This is a genomic window from Capnocytophaga sp. oral taxon 338 str. F0234, assembly GCF_000192225.1.
Taxonomy (GTDB): Bacteria; Bacteroidota; Bacteroidia; order Flavobacteriales; family Flavobacteriaceae; genus Capnocytophaga.
The window spans coordinates 53,101-71,359 of record NZ_GL872413.1; the positions used below are offsets into that span (position 1 = coordinate 53,101).

General features: G+C 34.9%; 19 protein-coding genes. 4 read left to right on the forward strand and 15 right to left on the reverse strand.

Annotated features, from left to right (window positions below; translation table 11 throughout):
• Positions 1–26: 26 nt before the first annotated feature.
• From HMPREF9071_RS00235 to aspA, 15 genes are all read right to left on the reverse strand, one after another.
• Entirely contained in the window at positions 27–1,079 is a 1,053-nt protein-coding gene (locus tag HMPREF9071_RS00235; RefSeq protein WP_009401261.1) for a nitroreductase, read from the reverse strand.
• Between the two features lie 81 nt (positions 1,080–1,160).
• Complete coding sequence (locus HMPREF9071_RS00240) at positions 1,161–1,688, reverse strand: Crp/Fnr family transcriptional regulator (RefSeq protein WP_009401262.1); 528 nt, start codon at positions 1,686–1,688, stop codon at positions 1,161–1,163.
• 518 nt (positions 1,689–2,206) lie between these two features.
• Positions 2,207–3,496, reverse strand: coding sequence for a hypothetical protein (locus HMPREF9071_RS00245; protein WP_009401263.1), 1,290 nt, complete (start codon positions 3,494–3,496; stop codon positions 2,207–2,209).
• A 108-nt stretch (positions 3,497–3,604) separates the two neighbouring features.
• Complete coding sequence (locus HMPREF9071_RS00250) at positions 3,605–4,300, reverse strand: L-2-amino-thiazoline-4-carboxylic acid hydrolase (protein ID WP_009401265.1); 696 nt, start codon at positions 4,298–4,300, stop codon at positions 3,605–3,607.
• Positions 4,301–4,376: 76 nt separating this feature from the next.
• Positions 4,377–4,937, reverse strand: coding sequence for a Crp/Fnr family transcriptional regulator (locus HMPREF9071_RS00255; protein ID WP_009744514.1), 561 nt, complete (start codon positions 4,935–4,937; stop codon positions 4,377–4,379).
• 45 nt (positions 4,938–4,982) lie between these two features.
• Positions 4,983–5,885 carry a gliding motility protein GldN gene (gene gldN, locus HMPREF9071_RS00260; protein WP_009744515.1) on the reverse strand — a complete coding sequence of 301 codons (903 nt, stop codon included), beginning with the start codon at positions 5,883–5,885 and terminating at the stop codon, positions 4,983–4,985.
• A 14-nt stretch (positions 5,886–5,899) separates the two neighbouring features.
• Positions 5,900–7,459 carry a gliding motility protein GldM gene (gldM, locus tag HMPREF9071_RS00265; protein ID WP_009744516.1) on the reverse strand — a complete coding sequence of 520 codons (1,560 nt, stop codon included), beginning with the start codon at positions 7,457–7,459 and terminating at the stop codon, positions 5,900–5,902.
• Positions 7,460–7,496: 37 nt separating this feature from the next.
• Complete coding sequence (gldL, locus tag HMPREF9071_RS00270; protein ID WP_009744517.1) at positions 7,497–8,195, reverse strand: gliding motility protein GldL; 699 nt, start codon at positions 8,193–8,195, stop codon at positions 7,497–7,499.
• Between the two features lie 50 nt (positions 8,196–8,245).
• Positions 8,246–9,631 (reverse strand): gliding motility lipoprotein GldK, encoded by a 1,386-nt coding sequence (gene gldK, locus HMPREF9071_RS00275; protein WP_009744518.1) that lies wholly within the window; start codon positions 9,629–9,631, stop codon positions 8,246–8,248.
• Positions 9,632–9,978: 347 nt separating this feature from the next.
• A complete protein-coding gene (locus HMPREF9071_RS00280) occupies positions 9,979–10,494 on the reverse strand; it encodes a PAS domain-containing protein (protein WP_009744519.1) in 516 nt (171 codons plus the stop codon).
• Positions 10,495–10,701: 207 nt separating this feature from the next.
• Complete coding sequence (locus HMPREF9071_RS00285; protein ID WP_009744520.1) at positions 10,702–11,724, reverse strand: DUF4434 domain-containing protein; 1,023 nt, start codon at positions 11,722–11,724, stop codon at positions 10,702–10,704.
• A gap of 294 nt (positions 11,725–12,018) precedes the next feature.
• Positions 12,019–12,684, reverse strand: a complete 666-nt coding sequence (locus tag HMPREF9071_RS00290) for a hypothetical protein (RefSeq protein ID WP_009744521.1) — start codon at positions 12,682–12,684, stop codon at positions 12,019–12,021.
• 198 nt (positions 12,685–12,882) lie between these two features.
• Entirely contained in the window at positions 12,883–13,686 is an 804-nt protein-coding gene (locus HMPREF9071_RS00295) for an HAD family hydrolase (RefSeq protein WP_009744522.1), read from the reverse strand.
• Positions 13,683–13,913 (reverse strand): DUF2007 domain-containing protein, encoded by a 231-nt coding sequence (locus tag HMPREF9071_RS00300; RefSeq protein WP_009744523.1) that lies wholly within the window; start codon positions 13,911–13,913, stop codon positions 13,683–13,685. The genes HMPREF9071_RS00295 and HMPREF9071_RS00300 overlap by 4 nt, the downstream gene beginning before the upstream one ends.
• A gap of 441 nt (positions 13,914–14,354) precedes the next feature.
• On the reverse strand, positions 14,355–15,749 hold the full coding sequence (aspA, locus tag HMPREF9071_RS00305; protein WP_009744524.1) for an aspartate ammonia-lyase: 1,395 nt from the start codon (positions 15,747–15,749) through the stop codon (positions 14,355–14,357).
• A 357-nt stretch (positions 15,750–16,106) separates the two neighbouring features.
• Here aspA and HMPREF9071_RS12410 point away from each other — a divergent pair, with 357 nt between their 5' ends.
• From HMPREF9071_RS12410 to HMPREF9071_RS00320, 4 genes are all read left to right on the forward strand, one after another.
• Positions 16,107–16,532: a cation:proton antiporter gene (locus HMPREF9071_RS12410; RefSeq protein ID WP_009744525.1), complete on the forward strand. Its 426-nt coding sequence runs from the start codon at positions 16,107–16,109 to the stop codon at positions 16,530–16,532.
• Positions 16,517–16,999 (forward strand): cation:proton antiporter, encoded by a 483-nt coding sequence (locus HMPREF9071_RS12415; protein WP_371258691.1) that lies wholly within the window; start codon positions 16,517–16,519, stop codon positions 16,997–16,999. Before HMPREF9071_RS12410 ends, HMPREF9071_RS12415 begins: the two co-directional genes overlap by 16 nt.
• 359 nt (positions 17,000–17,358) lie before the next feature.
• Positions 17,359–17,958 carry a hypothetical protein gene (locus HMPREF9071_RS00315; protein ID WP_009744527.1) on the forward strand — a complete coding sequence of 200 codons (600 nt, stop codon included), beginning with the start codon at positions 17,359–17,361 and terminating at the stop codon, positions 17,956–17,958.
• Positions 17,948–18,232: a transcriptional regulator gene (locus tag HMPREF9071_RS00320; protein ID WP_009744528.1), complete on the forward strand. Its 285-nt coding sequence runs from the start codon at positions 17,948–17,950 to the stop codon at positions 18,230–18,232. The genes HMPREF9071_RS00315 and HMPREF9071_RS00320 overlap by 11 nt, the downstream gene beginning before the upstream one ends.
• Positions 18,233–18,259: the final 27 nt, after the last annotated feature.

Genomic DNA, 18,259 nt, shown 5'->3' on the forward strand with positions numbered 1-18,259 from the left:
GTTATAAATTCCATATTCTTCTTTCTTCACTTTTCACTCTTCACTTTTATGACTTCTCTAATATCTTTCCTTTTGGAGTAGGCCATAGGTTGCGCATAACCAAGACGTAGAAGTATTTGGGGGTAAGCATGAGCTATGGGAAGATTTTCTCTCAGTGTAGCACTGATTTCAGGCACTTCACATGGCTGGTTAAGGTAAGCATGAGCGATTCCCTCCTGAGTGAGCAAGAGTAAAAAGCGTTCAAGAGTGCGGCCTATCTGTATCCAAGTGAGAATATCGTTCTTCTCGGTGGTCAGCAGCACCATGTGCGAAGAGGATTGTATCTTCTTTAGGTCGGTCTTGTTCTGCGTCTTAGCCTTGAGGCTCGCCTTTACAATAGGTTCGGTGACCCAACGAGGTAGGTTAGGTGCCCCCAATACTGCATAGCTCAGCCCATCATGGGTACTCTCAGCGTGTTTCTTATTAAAACGAATCCATGAGAGGAGTTCGCTTTTGAAAGCAGGGTCTCCCATCTGCACGGTATTGCCTTGTAGTACCGCTTGGGTGAGGGTCTCAAAAGGTGGAGTATCCTTGGCAAAGGTATAGAGTTTTACTTGCCTCTCGGTAGAAGCCTGTCCTTGATAGACCCTTTCTATAAGTCTTTGCAATAGTATAGAGTCTATTTGTCGGTTTTCATAGACAGAGCGGTTAGTTTGTCGTTTGTCAATCATAGCTGCTAAAGGGTCAGAGACAACCGTATTGGACTTATGGAGTCCTACGGTGATAACTCCTTCTTCGCTAAGGATTACCTCAGTCTGGTAATGCAGTTCGGTAGCCTTCGTACAGAGGTTCTCTAAGGCACAACCCAAGCTAATAAAAAGTTCGCGGTGCTGGCTATCCACTGCAGGGAGTGCCTTGTCCAAATTCGGAGAGATCACAATGCTATGAGTCGTAGTCTCAAACCACCAAGGCTGAGAGTTATGACCTGAAGGCGCCTGAGTAGCTGCCTTGATAAGGGTCATGAAATCAGAATCTTGAGCGCGTCCCTTAAGGGCAACCAGCGCCATCATAAAAGTAATAGATAACATTTTGAAGTTCATTTTATTTGTATTTGTTTTTCATGGCAAAATAACGACGAAAAACCATAGAAAAAATGAACTTGGGTTAATAAATGAAGTTCCTTAGAAAATGCGTTTCCGTATTCTACTAAGGGCTTGAGGGGTAATGCCTATATAAGAAGCGATATATTTCAGCGGAATATTCTGAATAAGCTTAGGATCTTTCTCCAATAGGGTACGGTAGATTTCTTCGGGGGATTGTAGCAGAAATTGGGCTTCTCGTTGCATTTTCTCAATAAGCAAATGTTCTAATATATCGGCTTTTATTTGGAGATACTCCTGTTTCTGTATCAGATGCTCAAGGTGTTCGCGTCCTATCTTATAGGCAGTAACATCCTTAAGGGCTTCAATAGAAAGCAACGAGGGTTCTTGCTTGACAAAAGAGGCATAAGAGAGGCAAAAGGTCTCTGGGAACAATATATCCACAGTAGTCTCCTTGTCGGTCATGGAATTATAATAAAAGAAACGTACAATCCCTTCGCTAAGGTAATACAAATAGTTTTCTACCTTGCCTGCACAGGTCAAGAGTGCTCCCTTAGTGAAGTGTACTTCGGTAAAATACTGGCTGAGAAAATCAAAATTAAACGGCATTTCTTAATAATGGGTAACAATAACAAAAATACATTTATTTTTTCAAATTACCATCCATTTCTCTTCTTTTTTATCCATCAAGCATAGAAGAAATAAACATTTGGTCTCAAGCCCTCTTTTGTTCATCTTTGGCATTTTAAACAAATATTAGGTGTGTCCTCAAGTCATCATTCTAAGTTATCTATTGAACAAAGAAAACAAGAAATTATAAATGACAGTTCTCGGATAAATCCAGACATGTTAAGAAATTTTAACAATTATCCTATTTGAATAATTAAGTTCCCTCTTCTTATTTTTTACGCCATGGATGATAAAATAGCCTCTTATGAAAGAATGAAAGATGTAATTTTCAGATTTCCAAACTGTACTTTCATTACATTTGAAACAGTTGGTCATTTATTAGTGGGACATGAATAAGAGCTTGAAAAAAGTTTAAACAAGTTTATTAAGCATACCATTAAATATCAATGCAATATTGAAGAATCTTCGTTAGCCTATACTCTTCACTAATTACCGCTTTACTGAGGACATACTATGTAATTTCCTTCTTGTTCTACAATTGTATAGCCTTTTTCTAATATCAAGTTCCAACTCTTACTTTGCGCACGGTTCCCATTGATTTCGATAGGAGCCTCCACTGTGACTGTTCTCCAGTCAGAGCTAATAAGGGCTCCCCCTGTAACAGAAAGGACACCCCATACATCTGTAATTCGAATCTGAGGGTAAACCGTTCCTGCCCCTTCTAAAGGAATTACATTACGAGGATCAAAGGAGAGTTTCATTTTTTGAAAAGTAATTCTCAGATGTGGACGGTCAATGAGTTTTGCACGGTAGTGTGTAAGAAGTTGCTGCCGTTGCTGTTCCCTTATTTTTTCCTGTTCAGTAATCTTGACTCCATTATAAATATTAACCCATTTATTTAGGAATTTAGAGAAGTTTTCCGGTAGAGTAATATTAAAAAACTTAATGAAGTAATCTGTAAGATTGGTTTCATTAGTAATATCCTTATTCCAATATTTCTTTTCTTTGAAGGCAAAATAGCCGTATATAGGGATCGTAGTATAAGCAAATGAGCGAACAAAGGTAGGATTTTTTTCAAAATTTTCAATTCGTACCTTAAAATAATTCCCTACTGATGGGTTATTCTGAAATCCAGCAACTGTAAGTCCTGTATATTCTGCCAATCCTTCATTCTTTTCCATGACATTTTCATCCTCAACTGCTTTTGGAAAAAGTTGATACCTATAAGTCCGAAAGGCAAGTGCATGCATAAGATGCTTCCTTTGCTCCTTAAGTGTTTTAGCAAAAAGAGCTTTCTTAAGAGCTTCCAGTTCCAACCTTAGATAGATTCTTCCCTCTTGCGTATCAAGGTGAGCATTATCCCTTTCTTCATTGATGAAATGTAATTGAGGTTGTAGCCTATGAAATAATTCATGAGCTAATAACGTAATTCGTTCTTCCTTTTTATCAGGTAAGGGAAGCATTACCATTGCCCATTCTTTACCACCCCATTTCATAGCGGTATTAGCTATATTAATTTCAGTAGGGAGTGTGCCTATATACAGTCCCTTCGTTGGTTGGAGACATCTTTCTTTGTCCGGTTCATTGGCATATACTATACGTGTTTTGGGATCAACAAAAAGAAGTCCTCCATAGAGTTCTTTGTCCCATAAATCAGTATGCTTTGTAGTAGCTTCTCGTAATTCTTGTAAAATAGATACAAGATTATCAATATAAATATCCTGTGAAAAAGCTTTTGTAATAATTGATAAAAAGGAATACAAAAAAAAGAAAATTATTTTTTTCATAAAAGGATACTTCTCATAGTATATGACAAAGATACAAAATAGTTTTCAAAATAGAAGACCTTTTTAAAAGTTTTTCATAACAATACAGAGCTTATTTATAAATCAAAATTACATTAAATCATCAATATTTTTAGCTATTTTTGGAGTGGGCTCCTTTTTTATAAACCACATTTGACAAGTAGTCCCTGTAGCAAAGGTAGTGGGACGTACAAATTGTAAACCATGTTTATCGGACTTAATACCTTTTATCCAACCACAATCTATCTGACAGATGATCGATTGCAAAAAAGGATATCCAAGAACTTTCAATACTTCATGAAATAGACAACTCTTAATTTGTAAGACATAACCGAAAGCATCATCTATACGGTGTACAAAGGTGAAACTCTTACCAAAATAGTTTTGTTCTCGTGTTTTGGATATTTGAACAATAGTTTCAAAAGGATCCTCAGAGGCTGTTAAAAAGGCTTCTGTGTTCTGTTCCATAAAAGGAGCAATTGGTTCATTTACAGCAATACACACATAGTGAAAGGCTTCCTTTTCGGAGTAATGGAATTCTATAAAAGCCTCATATAAGGCTACTGTCAAAACTGCAAATTGTACATTTCCTTTGTCTAATTCATTACAAATAAGAGGAGCTACTTTCTCCAAAGAGACAACAAAATTACTTTCAAATACAATTAAGAACTCTTCAAACTGTGAAGCATCTATCCATTGCTTTGTCCTTATATATACCAACGCTTTGTCCTTTATCCACTGATAAGCATCCAGTGGTCTAAAACGATATTGTTCTTCTTGATTCATATTCGTATTATCTTTACGAATACAAAATTAGTATATATGACACAAAAAAAAGTTGCTTTTTGGCAACTTCATTTTCTTATTTAAAAGATTTAAGGCGGCTGATAGAGTATTTGGTCATTCCTAACATTGTAGCAAGGTCCTTCTGCTTAACCTTTTGTATAAAAGCAGGGAAACTGAATAAGGCTTCATAGCGGTTTTTAGCTGGTTGAGTTTGAAAAAGCTCAATCGTTTTCATTAGCTGTAATATGATTTGCTGTTGATTTAGCAAGAAGAACTGTTGCCACCAAGAGCAGTTCTGAAGCAATTCATTCATCCTTTGCTCATGTATTTTTAACACCTCTGTATCTTCGAGAGCTACAATAATATAACGAGAGGGCAAATGAGTCATATAGCTATTAAACTCAGTAAAAAAGTAATCTTCAAAAGCTATCCAACTGGTGAACTCCTCTCCTTCCTCATAAAAGAATATCCTAAGTGTACCCTTATTTATGAAATAATAATGCTGACATACTTGTCCCCAATCCAGCAATAAAGTATCTTTAGCAAGATTTTCTTTTTGAAAAACTTTTGAGATTACCCCAACATCTATGGGTACTTGCGGTATTACTTTTTCTATATAGGTGATAAGTTTTTCCATACAATGAAAAAGAGACTGTCCTTATCAGACAGCCTCTTTATTATATTAATAAACCCACATATCCTGTTCTCTATCGCGGATACGCTCCTTAATACGCTCTGCTTCTAAGAGTTGGTATAAAGCATTATCAGGAAGATATTTCTTAATTTCCCTATCTCCATACACGTTATCTTCCTTATAGATAACCCCTACAAAACGCCGTGCATTAAGCAAGTGGTCAAAGGAGATACGATTTGCAGAATTCAACTGGTTAAATACCCTTGCATTATGCAAAATATTTCTTGCAGAAGGATACCATACCCAGAAAAGTTCCACTAAGTTGGATTGTGCATCATCAGTTCCCAAAACACTTACATCAGGAGCTACTGGAGCAATTCCAAGTAAGCGATATTTGAGTTCTCCTTGACGCTTATCAAAGTACCATAAGCCTTTGATACGGTACTGTACAATGTCTCTTGAGGTAAGGTCGGTACGTACAATGTATTCGGGAGGTAAGGGTTTTCCTTGATTAAGGATCTCATACCCAGCATCCAATGTATCTGCTTTAGAAAGACTATACTTAAGGTCATCGTAGCTTCTTTTTTCAGTAAAATAAGAATCTACATAAGTTTCTGTAAGTCTTTTTTCTTTCATCGCTCTAAGAAGTACATCATATAAGGAGCGACGATCTGCACCAATTTCCATCGTATCAATAGGGAATAGCAGTGGGAAATTGGCTCTTTCTTCCAAGTCAACGAGTTCCCATGTAGTAGTAGACCACATAATATCTCGATCATCTACATATCCATAAGGAAGAGGAACATCATTATCTGATTCCTGTTGAGCTGCGGTTTTCGCACCTATCTCAGAAGGTACCTTTGCATTTAGAATGTTCACCTGTGCAAAAGTAGTTGAGGATACTATCCACACAAAAGATAGCGCAAGGACTTTTTTTAGTGCTTGTTTCATAATCGTTTAATTTATTACAATATTTCAATAGATACAGGTGTAGCAGGTTTAGGTGTTCCACTATATCCAGATACAGAGTAACGAATTTCAGAAATCTGAATGATATCTCCTTTCTTTGCTCTATTAACAGCCGCTGCTGCTGCTGCACTAGCACTTACTCTATTTCCTTGTACCACTACACTAGGCTGTCCAGGTACCAAAATACGGAATGAATTCACTCTTGTAGTAAGGTCAAAATCAAAATCATTGAACATTACTGTAAGTTCTCCAGCCAATACATTAGATTTTCCTAACTTAACAGCTCCTGTAGTACGCAATATAGCTCCTTCAGGTTTAGGAATATCTTTCACACGGAATTTCTTAGAGGAAGAAAACTTTTGTCCATCAAAAGTACCTGTAACTACAATATTAACTTCTGCAGAACCTGCATTTGGTTTCATAATATAATTAGGTCCGCTTTTACGAGAGAGTCCTGGAGCTGAAGCTGTTACTTGACTATCTGGAACACCTGGCATTGAGATGGTCATTGGGTTCACTACACCTCGGTATACCACGTTCATCTTATCTGCAGAAATTACTGCTTCATTAGGTCTTGGAATAGTCGTGAATGTCTGAGACACTTCCACAGGAGTTTCTACACCATCTTGTTCATAGTAAAGAGTACCTGCTATTTTGTGCTCTCCTATATTTCCTGTACTTACTTTCAATTTTATCTTTCCTTCAACTACCTCTACTTGAGAATCTGAAAGAGGTCGTCCATCCAAAGTAAGTTCTACTTTCTTAGGTTTGGTGGAATTATCCTTACGTCCTAGAACGATAGCTCCGTCAAACTCTTGATTGGTATAGTAAGCCCCTCTTGATTGTTCTAACAGGGTAGTATAGTGTTTCATGGAAAGTTCATCCTTCATTTTTTCTCCTAACATTGCCTTATAGAAATCTTGCTCTGTTTGGCGAACGTCGGATTGAATTTGAGAGAACTTTGTAACGGCTGCAATATATGGGAATCCTTCATAGTTATACTGTACCCAACCAAGTTCATTTCCGTCACGATTCTTTACTCTATTATTAGTACCTGTACTAAAACGTTCTTCAATGATAGCCTTAAGCTCATCATCTTTTGACCCCAATAGGCTCACCAATTCATTGCGATAATTATTAATATTATCTAAGAATTTTTGTCCTTCAGGTTTTAATCCTTCTGTCTTAAAGAACATGCCATCTAAGAAGTCAGATTGATCCATTATTTGGTAATCTGTTTTATTGACTGTTTGGGACATCACTTTTTCCTTGAGCTCGCCCAAATAAGCATAATATTCATTAGATAGTTCCCTCACCCTACGTGATTTCTCTAAGGCTTCCTTATACTCGTCGGGTTTTTCTTGTTCCTTTCTCTCTAACTCTGCGAAAGCGGCTTCATTAGTGGATTCATAGCGTTGGTTTGCGGCTTGTAACTTTTCATTCATAAGTCCAAAAGCACTTAACACTTCTTTCCCCATATTGAGAGCCATCATCGCGATGAAAACCAGATACATCAGGTTAATCATCTTCTGTCGTGGTGAATTCGCTGCTGCCATTTCTAAATTTTTTTAATGATTATTAACTAATTTAGAATTATTTTGCACTGCCCATTGCAGAAAGCATACCACCATACACTGTGTTGAGAGATCTCAAATGTTCTTTAAATGAATTAACTTGTGCATTCAATGAATTAAGGTTATCCACCATACCTTCTTGTGCATTTACTTGAAGTTCAGTTCTTTCCAATTGGATACGATAAAGAGAGTTCAAAGCCTCTAATTGAACAGCAGCTGTAGTAAGTTCTTCTCCATATTTACGAGTAGATGCAACTGCATCAGCTGCAGGTCCAATATTCTTAGCTGCTCCTTCAAAATTACGAATACTAACTGCCAATGAGTTCATTAAGTTAGCATCCACATGAGCTTCTCTTAGAATATCATCTAATTTTTGAGATAATGATTCTTTTATCATTTGTGTTTCTTGTTCAGTTCTTTGACTTCCCAACTGTGGTGCACCATTAAAATTAAGTTGTTTAGGTTCTCCACCTGCAAGTTCTGGGAATACTAAAGACCAATCATATCCTGCATCTACAGGTTCAAAAGCAGAGATTGCAAAGATAATTGCCTCTGTAATAAGCCCTACTGCCAAGAGAGTTCCTCCTCCTACTTTAACACCTCCTAAAGGAAGTTCCCAGTGAAGAATTTTGAAAAGAGCCCCAAGGATTACTACAGAAGCTCCAAGTCCATAAACCATGTTTATGATTTTTTTTGATGACCTTGTTGAATTTGCCATTTTTTTACTTTTTAATTATACTTCGATTATTTATTAACTTTTAATTTTTCTTATCTCATATTGGTAAGATTTCCTTTTTTGGAATCTACTCTTTGCACTCCCATAAAACTTTGTACTGTACGGAAACCTATGTAGCTACGTGCTGAATCTTGATATTCATAATCACGAGTAGCTACTTGTGTATAGAAAGCCACATCTTTCCAAGAACCTCCACGAATTACCTTTCTCTTATTCTGTTGGTCATTTACATTAGGGTTCATTGAGGACATATATTCATAAGAATTAGAATCATAAGAGGTATTTGTCCATTCAGAAACGTTACCTGCCATATTATAAAGATTGTACCCATTAGGATGGTAGGATTTTGCCTCCACTGTATAGAGGGCATTATCAGCCGCATAGTCCCCACGAGAAGGCTTAAAGTTAGCCATAAAGCATGCTTTACTATCGGTAGTATAGGGACCTCCCCAAGGATAAGTTGCTCCCTCTAAACCTCCACGAGCAGCAAACTCCCACTCTGCTTCTGTTGGCAAACGGAATGCATTCACATCCTTTTTCTTCTTTGCTTTCTGGAAAGAGTTCTTATATAGTGTACGCCATTCACAGAAAGCTTTTGCCTGTCTCCAGGATACACCCACTACAGGATATTCACTATAAGCATAGTGCCAAAAATAATCATTGTGCATAGGCTCATTATAGGAATAATTAAAGTCCTTAATCCATACTGTAGTATCTGGATAAATCTTTACAATTTCTTCCTTTATAAAGTCCTTACGACCTTTCTTATGAGAACGAGCTGCTGCTTCAATATCCATCCACTGATACTTAAAAACAAGCTTATCTACATCCAGTGGGCGCCTACCATTATAAGTTTCCTCAATAGGCACATACATGGAATCCATTACCTCTACATAATGTTCATCTGGATATTTTTCCTTATCCCATATAAGCTTAACCTTTCTATTAATTTTACGAGTTTCAGGATTATCCTTATCGCCATAATTCTCATACATGTACTTATCATAAGCATTGAGCTTTTCTTGCTCTGTATCCAAGAAAGCATATTTACCTATCCCTTCTCCTCCAGCTGACTGACCGCTTTCTTCTGCCATAATAGCTAACTTACGACGTACAATGGAATCACGTACCCAATTCACAAACTGGCGATACTCTCCATTAGTAATTTCAGTATCATCCATATAGAAGGGGCTTACTGTTACAGTTTTGGTGGTAGCATCTTCTGTATGAGCCTTATCATAGTCAGAACTTCCCATTACGAAAGCACCTCCCGGAACCAAAGCCATTCCATAAGGTTTTGGCTGCTTCCAATGTCCTCCTTTCACTCCTACAAGTTCTCCTCGGTCACTACCTCCACCACAGGCCACCAATAGATAACCTATTACAACAAGTACTGCTTTTTTAAGTTTCAATATCATAATCTACAATATTATTTTCAGGGGTCAAATGTACTTACTTTTTATTTATCCAGTGCAATTTTATAAAAATAATTTTACTTTTTATCCTTTCCTGTAAATTTTCCTAAAAACAAATAACTGATAATGCCCTTATTTCCAGTTTCTTATAAAGGCATCTAAGGATATATTTTCTTTAAAAAAGTTATTAACACTTTTTTTGTTAATCCTAAATTTCACTTTTTTTAACAAGCCTAATAGGAATTATAAGAAAATAAAAACTCACACCAAGGTTTTATACATTTGACACTCTCTGAGATGTTTAATTTTTCACGATTAAGTTATATACAAATGATTTTTTAATTATCTTTCTATCTAAATTCCAAAATCACATCCTCTATATAAGTAATGTAATCTTTTCCTTGTTCATTGAGGAATTGTCCAAAATATTTTTCACCAGCTTCAATACCTCCTGCTTGCTCTACTTGTAATATTTTTTGATACAAAGGAGCTATATATTTTTCTATTGTCTGGGAAGGAACAGAGGTTCTTCTCGCCATATAATTAATAATTTGCCCGCTAGGATCTCGAATAATATCAAAATCAGTAATTACCCAATAATATTCTCCTGATTTTGCCATATTTTTAACAATTGCATGAAAATTAATTCCTTTCTGAATATTATCCCAAAGAATTTTGAAGATAGTTTTGGGCATATCTGGATGACGAATTATACTATGTGGCTTACCTACCAATTCTGCTTCTGAATAACCACATACGTCTACAAATACTTGATTTACATACTCTATAGTACCTTTCGCATCGGTCTTACTCATAATAGTCTTGGTTTTATCCCAAGCAACTTCTTTATCAACTGGTGTACTCATACGTCTAACTATTTATTCGGGGCAAAGATATAAAAATATTTTTAGAAACAAATAAAAAAAGAAATATTTTTATTTTTTTTCATAAAAACTTATTAACCATTTTTTTATTTAACTTATTACCTAACATGTAAATAGGAATTTATATTTCTCTGTTATCAACAATTTTCTATTCTAATATCTAAAAATAAATCCTAAAAAATATATTTTTTACAGAAGATTATGAATATAATCATAATATTTTTGTCTTAATTTAGTAGCACTATTCTTAAAACTCCCTTTAGGACTCATATCATTATAATACTGAAAAGAGACTACTTTTTTTAACTTAGTCGTATTAAAAGCTATTGAAATCTGTTGGAAGATACGATCAAAATCGGCTGGTGGAGTGAGCCCTCTTTCATCACGAGGGTACTTAAAAGTCTCTATATCAGCCCAAAATTCTCCCTTATAAGAGGAATCTTTTCCATAAAGCCCCTTTTCAGCACTTTGATAATATATTGCGAGCTTATCAAGGGTTACATGCTCCACCCCTACTCCGTCTTGTAACATAATAATTTGTAAGTTACTCTTGCTAAGTTCCCTCATAAAGTGTTGCAAATCATTTGGAGAAGAGAGTTTGCTATTCCAAAAGGCAGCAATAGAAACAGGCTTATTATTTATTTGATGTAACCTATCCGAAATTCGGTTCACAAAATAATCCTTAAATAACTTTACTTTTTCAACTGTATTATAAGCATTTGGTTCAGGTTCATGAGGAATATACCAACCTTTAAAAGCTGTATTACTATTGAATAGTGTATTTATTTCCTCTGCAATGAAAATACAATTATCTGCTTGTTGTTTTAACCATTCTACATCTGTCTGGTGATTCCAATAAGTATCATCAAAATACAATCCTATATATACATCTATCTGCTTTTTTTGAGCAGCTTCCATTAGGTAAGTAAGAGAATTACTCTTCTTATTCTGAGCAAAAGTATTTGCTGAATTGAACCAAGTAATATTATTACTGCTATTCTTAAAAGCTACAAATTGTATTATCGCTGTGGTGATTCCCATTTCCCTCATTTCCTCAAAATGCTCTTCCCATTGAGCTGTTGTCCAATCTCCTTTTGACCAAAAATCAACAAATGTACCTGTAATTTTCTTTATTTCTTTTTTAGGAGGTATTTCATTATTCTGCGAGCCATCCCTCTCACAAGCTGAGAGAATGATCAAAGAAAATAACATTATATATAATAGGTATATTCTACTCCTTTTCATCTTTACCAATAATTTCTAAATGAAGTGCAAAATTACAATATATTTACATAATTCCAAATAATTTACTTAAATAAAAAAACCTCCCTCATAATTATTCAAGGGAAGTTCTTATCTTATTAAAAGAAAGGAATATCTAAATCTCAATAGAGATTCTCTATAACTACACAGCTCCAATATTAATAATAACCAGAAGAGAGCCCATAGAATCTTAAATAGTCCTATTAAATAATAATCTATGAAAATAATATTGTTTGAAATATTTTATGTAGTAATCCGCTGTCCTTCAAACTTATTAGCTTTAATGGAAGAGAGATCAAAATTCTGGAAACTTTTCATATAGTTAGTGATAGAAGTTCCATTAGCATCAGCAAACGAATTCTTTCCTTTGGACTTGAAGAAAGATTTCACACTATTGGCACCTACTAAATGAGCTGCTGCTAAGATACCTGATTCTGTGATGAATACACCTGCTACTTTCTTCCCAGCAAAAGTATTAATTTCATGTTGTAGTTTCCATTTGTTATGAGCCAGACTCATATAGAATACATCTTCTTGCAAAGAGGGATTCTTTAAGAAATCTGCTTCAGAAATACCATAAAATTTTAAAGCTGATTTCCCAAATTGGTATTTCCCTATATGTCCATAAGGATTGGTAATAAAGTAGTTATTACGTGACTCTCGGTATCCCATCTTTTCTTTGAAACCGACAAAATCATTGTTATCATTAATAAGGACAGAAGTATTGGCTAAATTAATGAAGTTCTGATATACCCCTACTTGTTTTGGAGTATCTACTCTTAGGCTTGCATGCAAATCATCTCTTGTGCCTAAAGTAGGAGTTAATAAAATAGTAATTAAAGCAGTTATTCCCAGTGAAAAGAGTAAATCTCTCACCAGATTAAGATACGTTTTTTTGTCTCTAAGCATTTTCTGTTTTTTCTTTAAGACTTATCTCTTTCTTTTAAAAAAGGAAAGAGTGCTTAAAATTCCACGAGGCAAAAGTACGCTTTATCTATAAAAAGTCAATATCTCTGATTAAAGTTTAGTTAATCTCTTAATTTTATTTGGAAAATAAAATTTATTAGCAGAAATAGTCTATTGAATAAAATTATTAATCTTATTCAATTAAGAAACAAGAGATATTTTTAACTTTTCTATTATAGTTTTTAACACCCCATTATTGTCATTATCTTCCTCTGTTACATAAGAGGCAACTTCTTTAACTTCAGGTTCAGCATTCTTCATGGCATAGCTATAAGTAGCTCTTCTAAGCATTTCTAAATCATTCATATAGTCGCCAAAGACCATTGTTTGCTCTGGAGATATGGTCAATTCTTTTTGTAAAGCATTAACAGCTATACCTTTATTAACGCCTTCATTTGTAATATCTATCCAATTTACCCCTGAAAGTGTTACTTTTAGTCCTTCTTGAGAAAGTTTAGAGAAAGTTGGGAAAGAATGATTTTTAGCTCCTATTGGATCAAATAAAGTCATTTGAAAAATAGTATCCTCTATTTGAGAAAAATCCTTAATATTCACAACCTTAGTATGATAGATATTCACTTGCTCTTCCGCATAAGGCGTTGTAGGTAATAAGTAAGTTGCCTCCTTACCACACAAACCTATAGCTAACTGAGGAAACTTTTCCCAAAGAGCTAATACCTGATTGATATGATAGGGAATTATAGAACTTTCATAGACTACTTTTCCATTTATTTGTACAAAAGCCCCATTCTCAGAAATAAATCCTATTTGATTCTTAATAGGTTCAAAATAGTATAACAGGCTCAAGTACTGACGACCACTAGCTACACAAAAATATATTTTTCGTTCTTGCAACAGATCAAATACCTGCATAAACTCCTTGGGAAGCTCATGATTTTTATTCAGAAGCGTCCCATCCATATCAGAAACAATAAGTTTTATCATCCTTCTTTCTCTATGTTAAGCTGTTCAAGGATTTTATTAGCTTCTTCCCATTGATCTTCAAAGACAAACACCTGCTGATCAGTACCTAAAGCTCCATATCCTGCAATAGTAGCCGAAGCCATAGGATCTTTAATAATAGGGGTGATATGTTCTTGTTCTAAAGCTCCCTTAAGCAAAGTTACTGCAGGGAGACTCCCTTCATAAAGTTTTTTAAGTTCTGTCTTCATGTTCTAATTTTTTATATTTAGGTTTTCTATTTGTAAAAAGATCTTGTATTTTATTAATTTCCAACACTATAGTGAAAACACAATAGACTCTATCGGTATTATTCTCATAATAATTTTGATGATAATTTTCCTGTGCAGGATAGACTTTGTAACAGGAAGGGTCTCTATTTCATATTCAGCTCCCCATAATGATGATTCCTAAGAGCCCCTCTTAGAATATTCTGTTATTCTATGTTGCTCTTCATTCAGGTAAAAAATAGCTGACTGATTCCGCTTAATCATTTATAGATAGCCTTCATACACCAGAAGCATCCTCCTACCACTATTGCTACTTTTATAGTTTTTCTTGGGCAAATGTACAAAAATATTTCTATATAAAAACAAAAAACTTTGTAAGGAAATCCTCACAAAGTTTTTGCTATATAAGCTATGTATTCAAATCTACTTAGCAACAATCATATTCTTAGGATCAAGGATTTCATCCAATTTTTCTTTGGAGAGCAATCCATGATCAAGTACTAAGTCATACACTGCTTTTCCTGTTTGAAGTGCTTCTTTAGCAATCTTAGTACTATTCTTGTATCCTATATGAGGGTTAAGTGCAGTTACAATTCCTATGCTATTCTTTACCATATTAAGGCATACTTCCTTATTAGCAGTAATACCGACCACACATTTGTCTTTAAGTGTATCTAAAGCGTTTTGGAAAAGAGTTATGGACTCCATAATTGCTTGGCAAATAACAGGTTCCATTACATTCAATTCTAACTGTCCTGCTTCAGCAGCAAAGGTAACAGTAAGATCATTACCAATTACTTTAAAGCAAACTTGGTTCACTACTTCAGGAATTACAGGGTTTACTTTTCCTGGCATAATGGAAGAACCTGGTTGCATAGGAGGAAGATTAATTTCACTTAATCCTGCACGAGGTCCGGAGGCAAGTAAGCGCAAGTCATTACAAATCTTAGAAAGTTTTACAGCAAATTTCTTTAATCCTGAAGAATAGAACACATAAGCACTTGTATCAGGAGTTGCTTCTATAAGGTCGTGAGATAGGACAAAAGCATCTCCTGTAGCTTTAGCTAAGTTTTCAGTACAAAGTTTTGCATAGCCATGAGGAGCATTAAGCCCAGTACCTATTGCAGTACCTCCCATATTAATTTCTAATAAGGATTGGGCTGTTTTGTTCAAGGTAGCAATTTCAGCTTCAAGGCTCGCTGCATAAGCTTCAAACTCCTGACCAAGAGTCATAGGAACGGCATCTTGCAATTGAGTACGTCCCATCTTGATTACACTTGCAAATTCCTTTCCTTTAGCACGGAAAGCCTTAGCAAGTTCTTGTGCATGTTTTACCAATATCTTGTTCATATTGAACACGGCTAACTTAATAGCTGTTGGATAAGAGTCATTGGTGGATTGAGAACAATTCACATGGTCATTAGGATAACAATGTACATAATCTCCTTTTTCATATCCTAAAATTTCCAAAGCGCGATTAGCTATTACTTCATTGGTATTCATATTCACTGAAGTACCTGCTCCTCCTTGGAACATATCTACGGGGAATTGATCATTGAACCTACCTTCAATTACCTCATGACTGGCTTTTTCTATAGCAGCCCCGATCTCTTTAGGAAGTACTCCTAAAGCTGCATTAGCTTGAGCTGCGGCTAATTTTACATAAGCAAAAGCACGAATAAATTCAGGATAGTCACTCATTTTACTTCCTGAAATGTGAAAGTTTTCTAAGGCGCGCTGTGTTTGCACTCCATAGTAAGCTTCTTTGGGAACTTGTAATTCTCCCAAAAGATCGGATTCTATTCTAAACTCCTTCATATATAAATGATTTTTATATTATCTAAAAAGTGGCGCTAAGTTACGTTTTTTTTCTTATACAACCTCTTTCTTTTCTATCTTTTTTTCCACAAAACAATACAATTTTGTTTCCGCAGAAAACAAATGTAATTCTCTTTAAAAATAACCACTAACTGTTAAATATATGTACAAATCATAAAAATATTGTGGTTTTTCTTTTAATAAAATATTTCAATTAATTCCATGTTATTAAAAAAATAGGGTATAAAGTAAATTTACTTATTAACTTCTAATGATATTTTATTCTCTTTAAGAGGAAATGCCATTATTTTTTATCCTCTAAGTTCTAGAGAATTTTCATTTTCCATTTTATCAAATATGTATTTTTTATTATTTTTACCCTTCAAGAAAATAAGACGGCATCATGGTGGTATCTTTTCCTTATTTATTAACATTCTTACTGTTATTGTAGGACTTACAATGCTTGCTAATCGTATAAAAGTTGCTTATCCCATACTGTTAGTATTGGGTGGTTTGGCTTTGAGTTTCAGTCCTGAACTTCCCACTATTGTAATAGATCCGAACTGGGTACTTCTTATCTTCCTTTCTCCTTTGCTCTATGCTGATACATGGGCACTATCATTAAAGGAACTATGGAAATGGCGTCGTATTATTTTTAGTTTTTTCTTTATTGTAGTATTTATCACAGCAGCAGTGATAGCATGGGTCGCTAATATGGTTCTTCCTTACGCAATAAAGCAATCGCTATATGGGATAATATCATTTTTATCCTTAATGGTTTAGCTTTCTCACTCATAGGGCTTAGCCTTCCTCAAATCCTTTCAAGTATTGAGGAAGAAGGAATCGCTCTAAGTACGGCTACCTACTACGGAGTACTCATGGCAGGAGTGCTTATCGGAATACATATTCTCTGCGCTTATAGTGCAGTAGTAATTACCCAGATAATAAAACATTTCATTAAAGTAGCTGATGGACGTAAGTATAACAATGTAGGCATCCCTCTTATTCTTGGTTGGGCTGGTATGTGCGGAGTACTTTCCTTGGCAGTAGCTCTCTCCTTTCCTCATCGTAACCTTGTATTATATATGACTTTTATTGTAATACTGGTAACTCTTATAGTACAGGGACTCACCCTGCCTTTTCTCATCAAGCAAATAACCTTCCCTAACTATAATGAACATCTCCCTAATACAGAAGCTAAGACATTTATCCGTAAAGAACTTGCACGTATAGCATTGGAATATATGTAAACACATTACAGAGAAGGTATTACCAATAGCTTCTTACTCCAGAACCAGAAAGATATATGGCAATTCCAGCTGGATACCCCTAAATGTAGCACTACCGCTGAAGTACGTAAAAAATATATTGCAATCCTACACTATCAGCGAGAATACCTCGCTCAACTCAATAAAAACCCTCAACTAAATGAACAAATCATACGTTCCTTTAAACGACAAATCAATTTGAAAGAGGAAAAATGGGAAAATAATTACTAATATAATCAAAATGAAATAGTTATCCTGTTAATAACTATTTTACAAAAAATTTGGTTTATATAATAAACTTATTTACGTTTGCAATGTATTTAATATTTAAATTTTTAATCATGGAACTACAGCCTTCTGATAGCTTAAAACTCATCCAAGCTATCATAGAACAAAGAAAGCAAAAGTATGAGGAAAATGGTTTCTTTCTAATCTTTTGGAGTGTATTAATCATAGCAGCTGGGGTACTACAATTTGCTATGCTTACCTTGAATTACTATCCAAATTATTCATGGATGGGATGGGTAATACTTATGCCTTTAGGTTTTGTCTTTTCCTTCTTTACAAAAATGAAAGAAGGCATAAAAAGTAGAAAAGAGAAGAAAATTTCTGATAGTTTAGATTGGCTTTGGTTGGTATCAGGATTAGGTGCAACTATTTGTTTCTTTATTCCTTATACGAGTTGGGAGGATTATCGTATTGCCATATTGATAATTTATCTACCCTTCTCCTTTGTCGCTCTGGCAATTGCTTTACACTTAAGAATTTCCATTTGGATAGTAAGTTCTTTGATAGGTATTGTTCTTATTTATAGTACTCTATTTGTCCATTATGAGAAGTATACGCTACCTTTACTCTCTTCCATACTGGCATGCTTACTATTCCTTGTCCCCGGCATTAGGTTTTATTCTGACTATAAAAGGCAAAGAAATGTTCAGTGATTTAGATCCTTTATTACATTCCCAATTAAGACTTGCCATCATGTCCTTACTTATCTCTGAGGAAAAGGTAGATTTTACTCATATTAAGGAGGTAACTCAAGCTACCTCTGGAAACATCTCTGTTCAAATCCAAAAATTAGAAGCTGCAGGATATGTTACTATTAACAAGTCTTTCAAGGAGAATTATCCCAATACAGAAGTCACCCTTACTCATAAAGGACTTCTTGCCTTTGAAAGTTATATAGAAGCTCTAAGAAGCTATCTAAAACTTTAGTATAGTGATGTTTGTATTAAAGAGGCT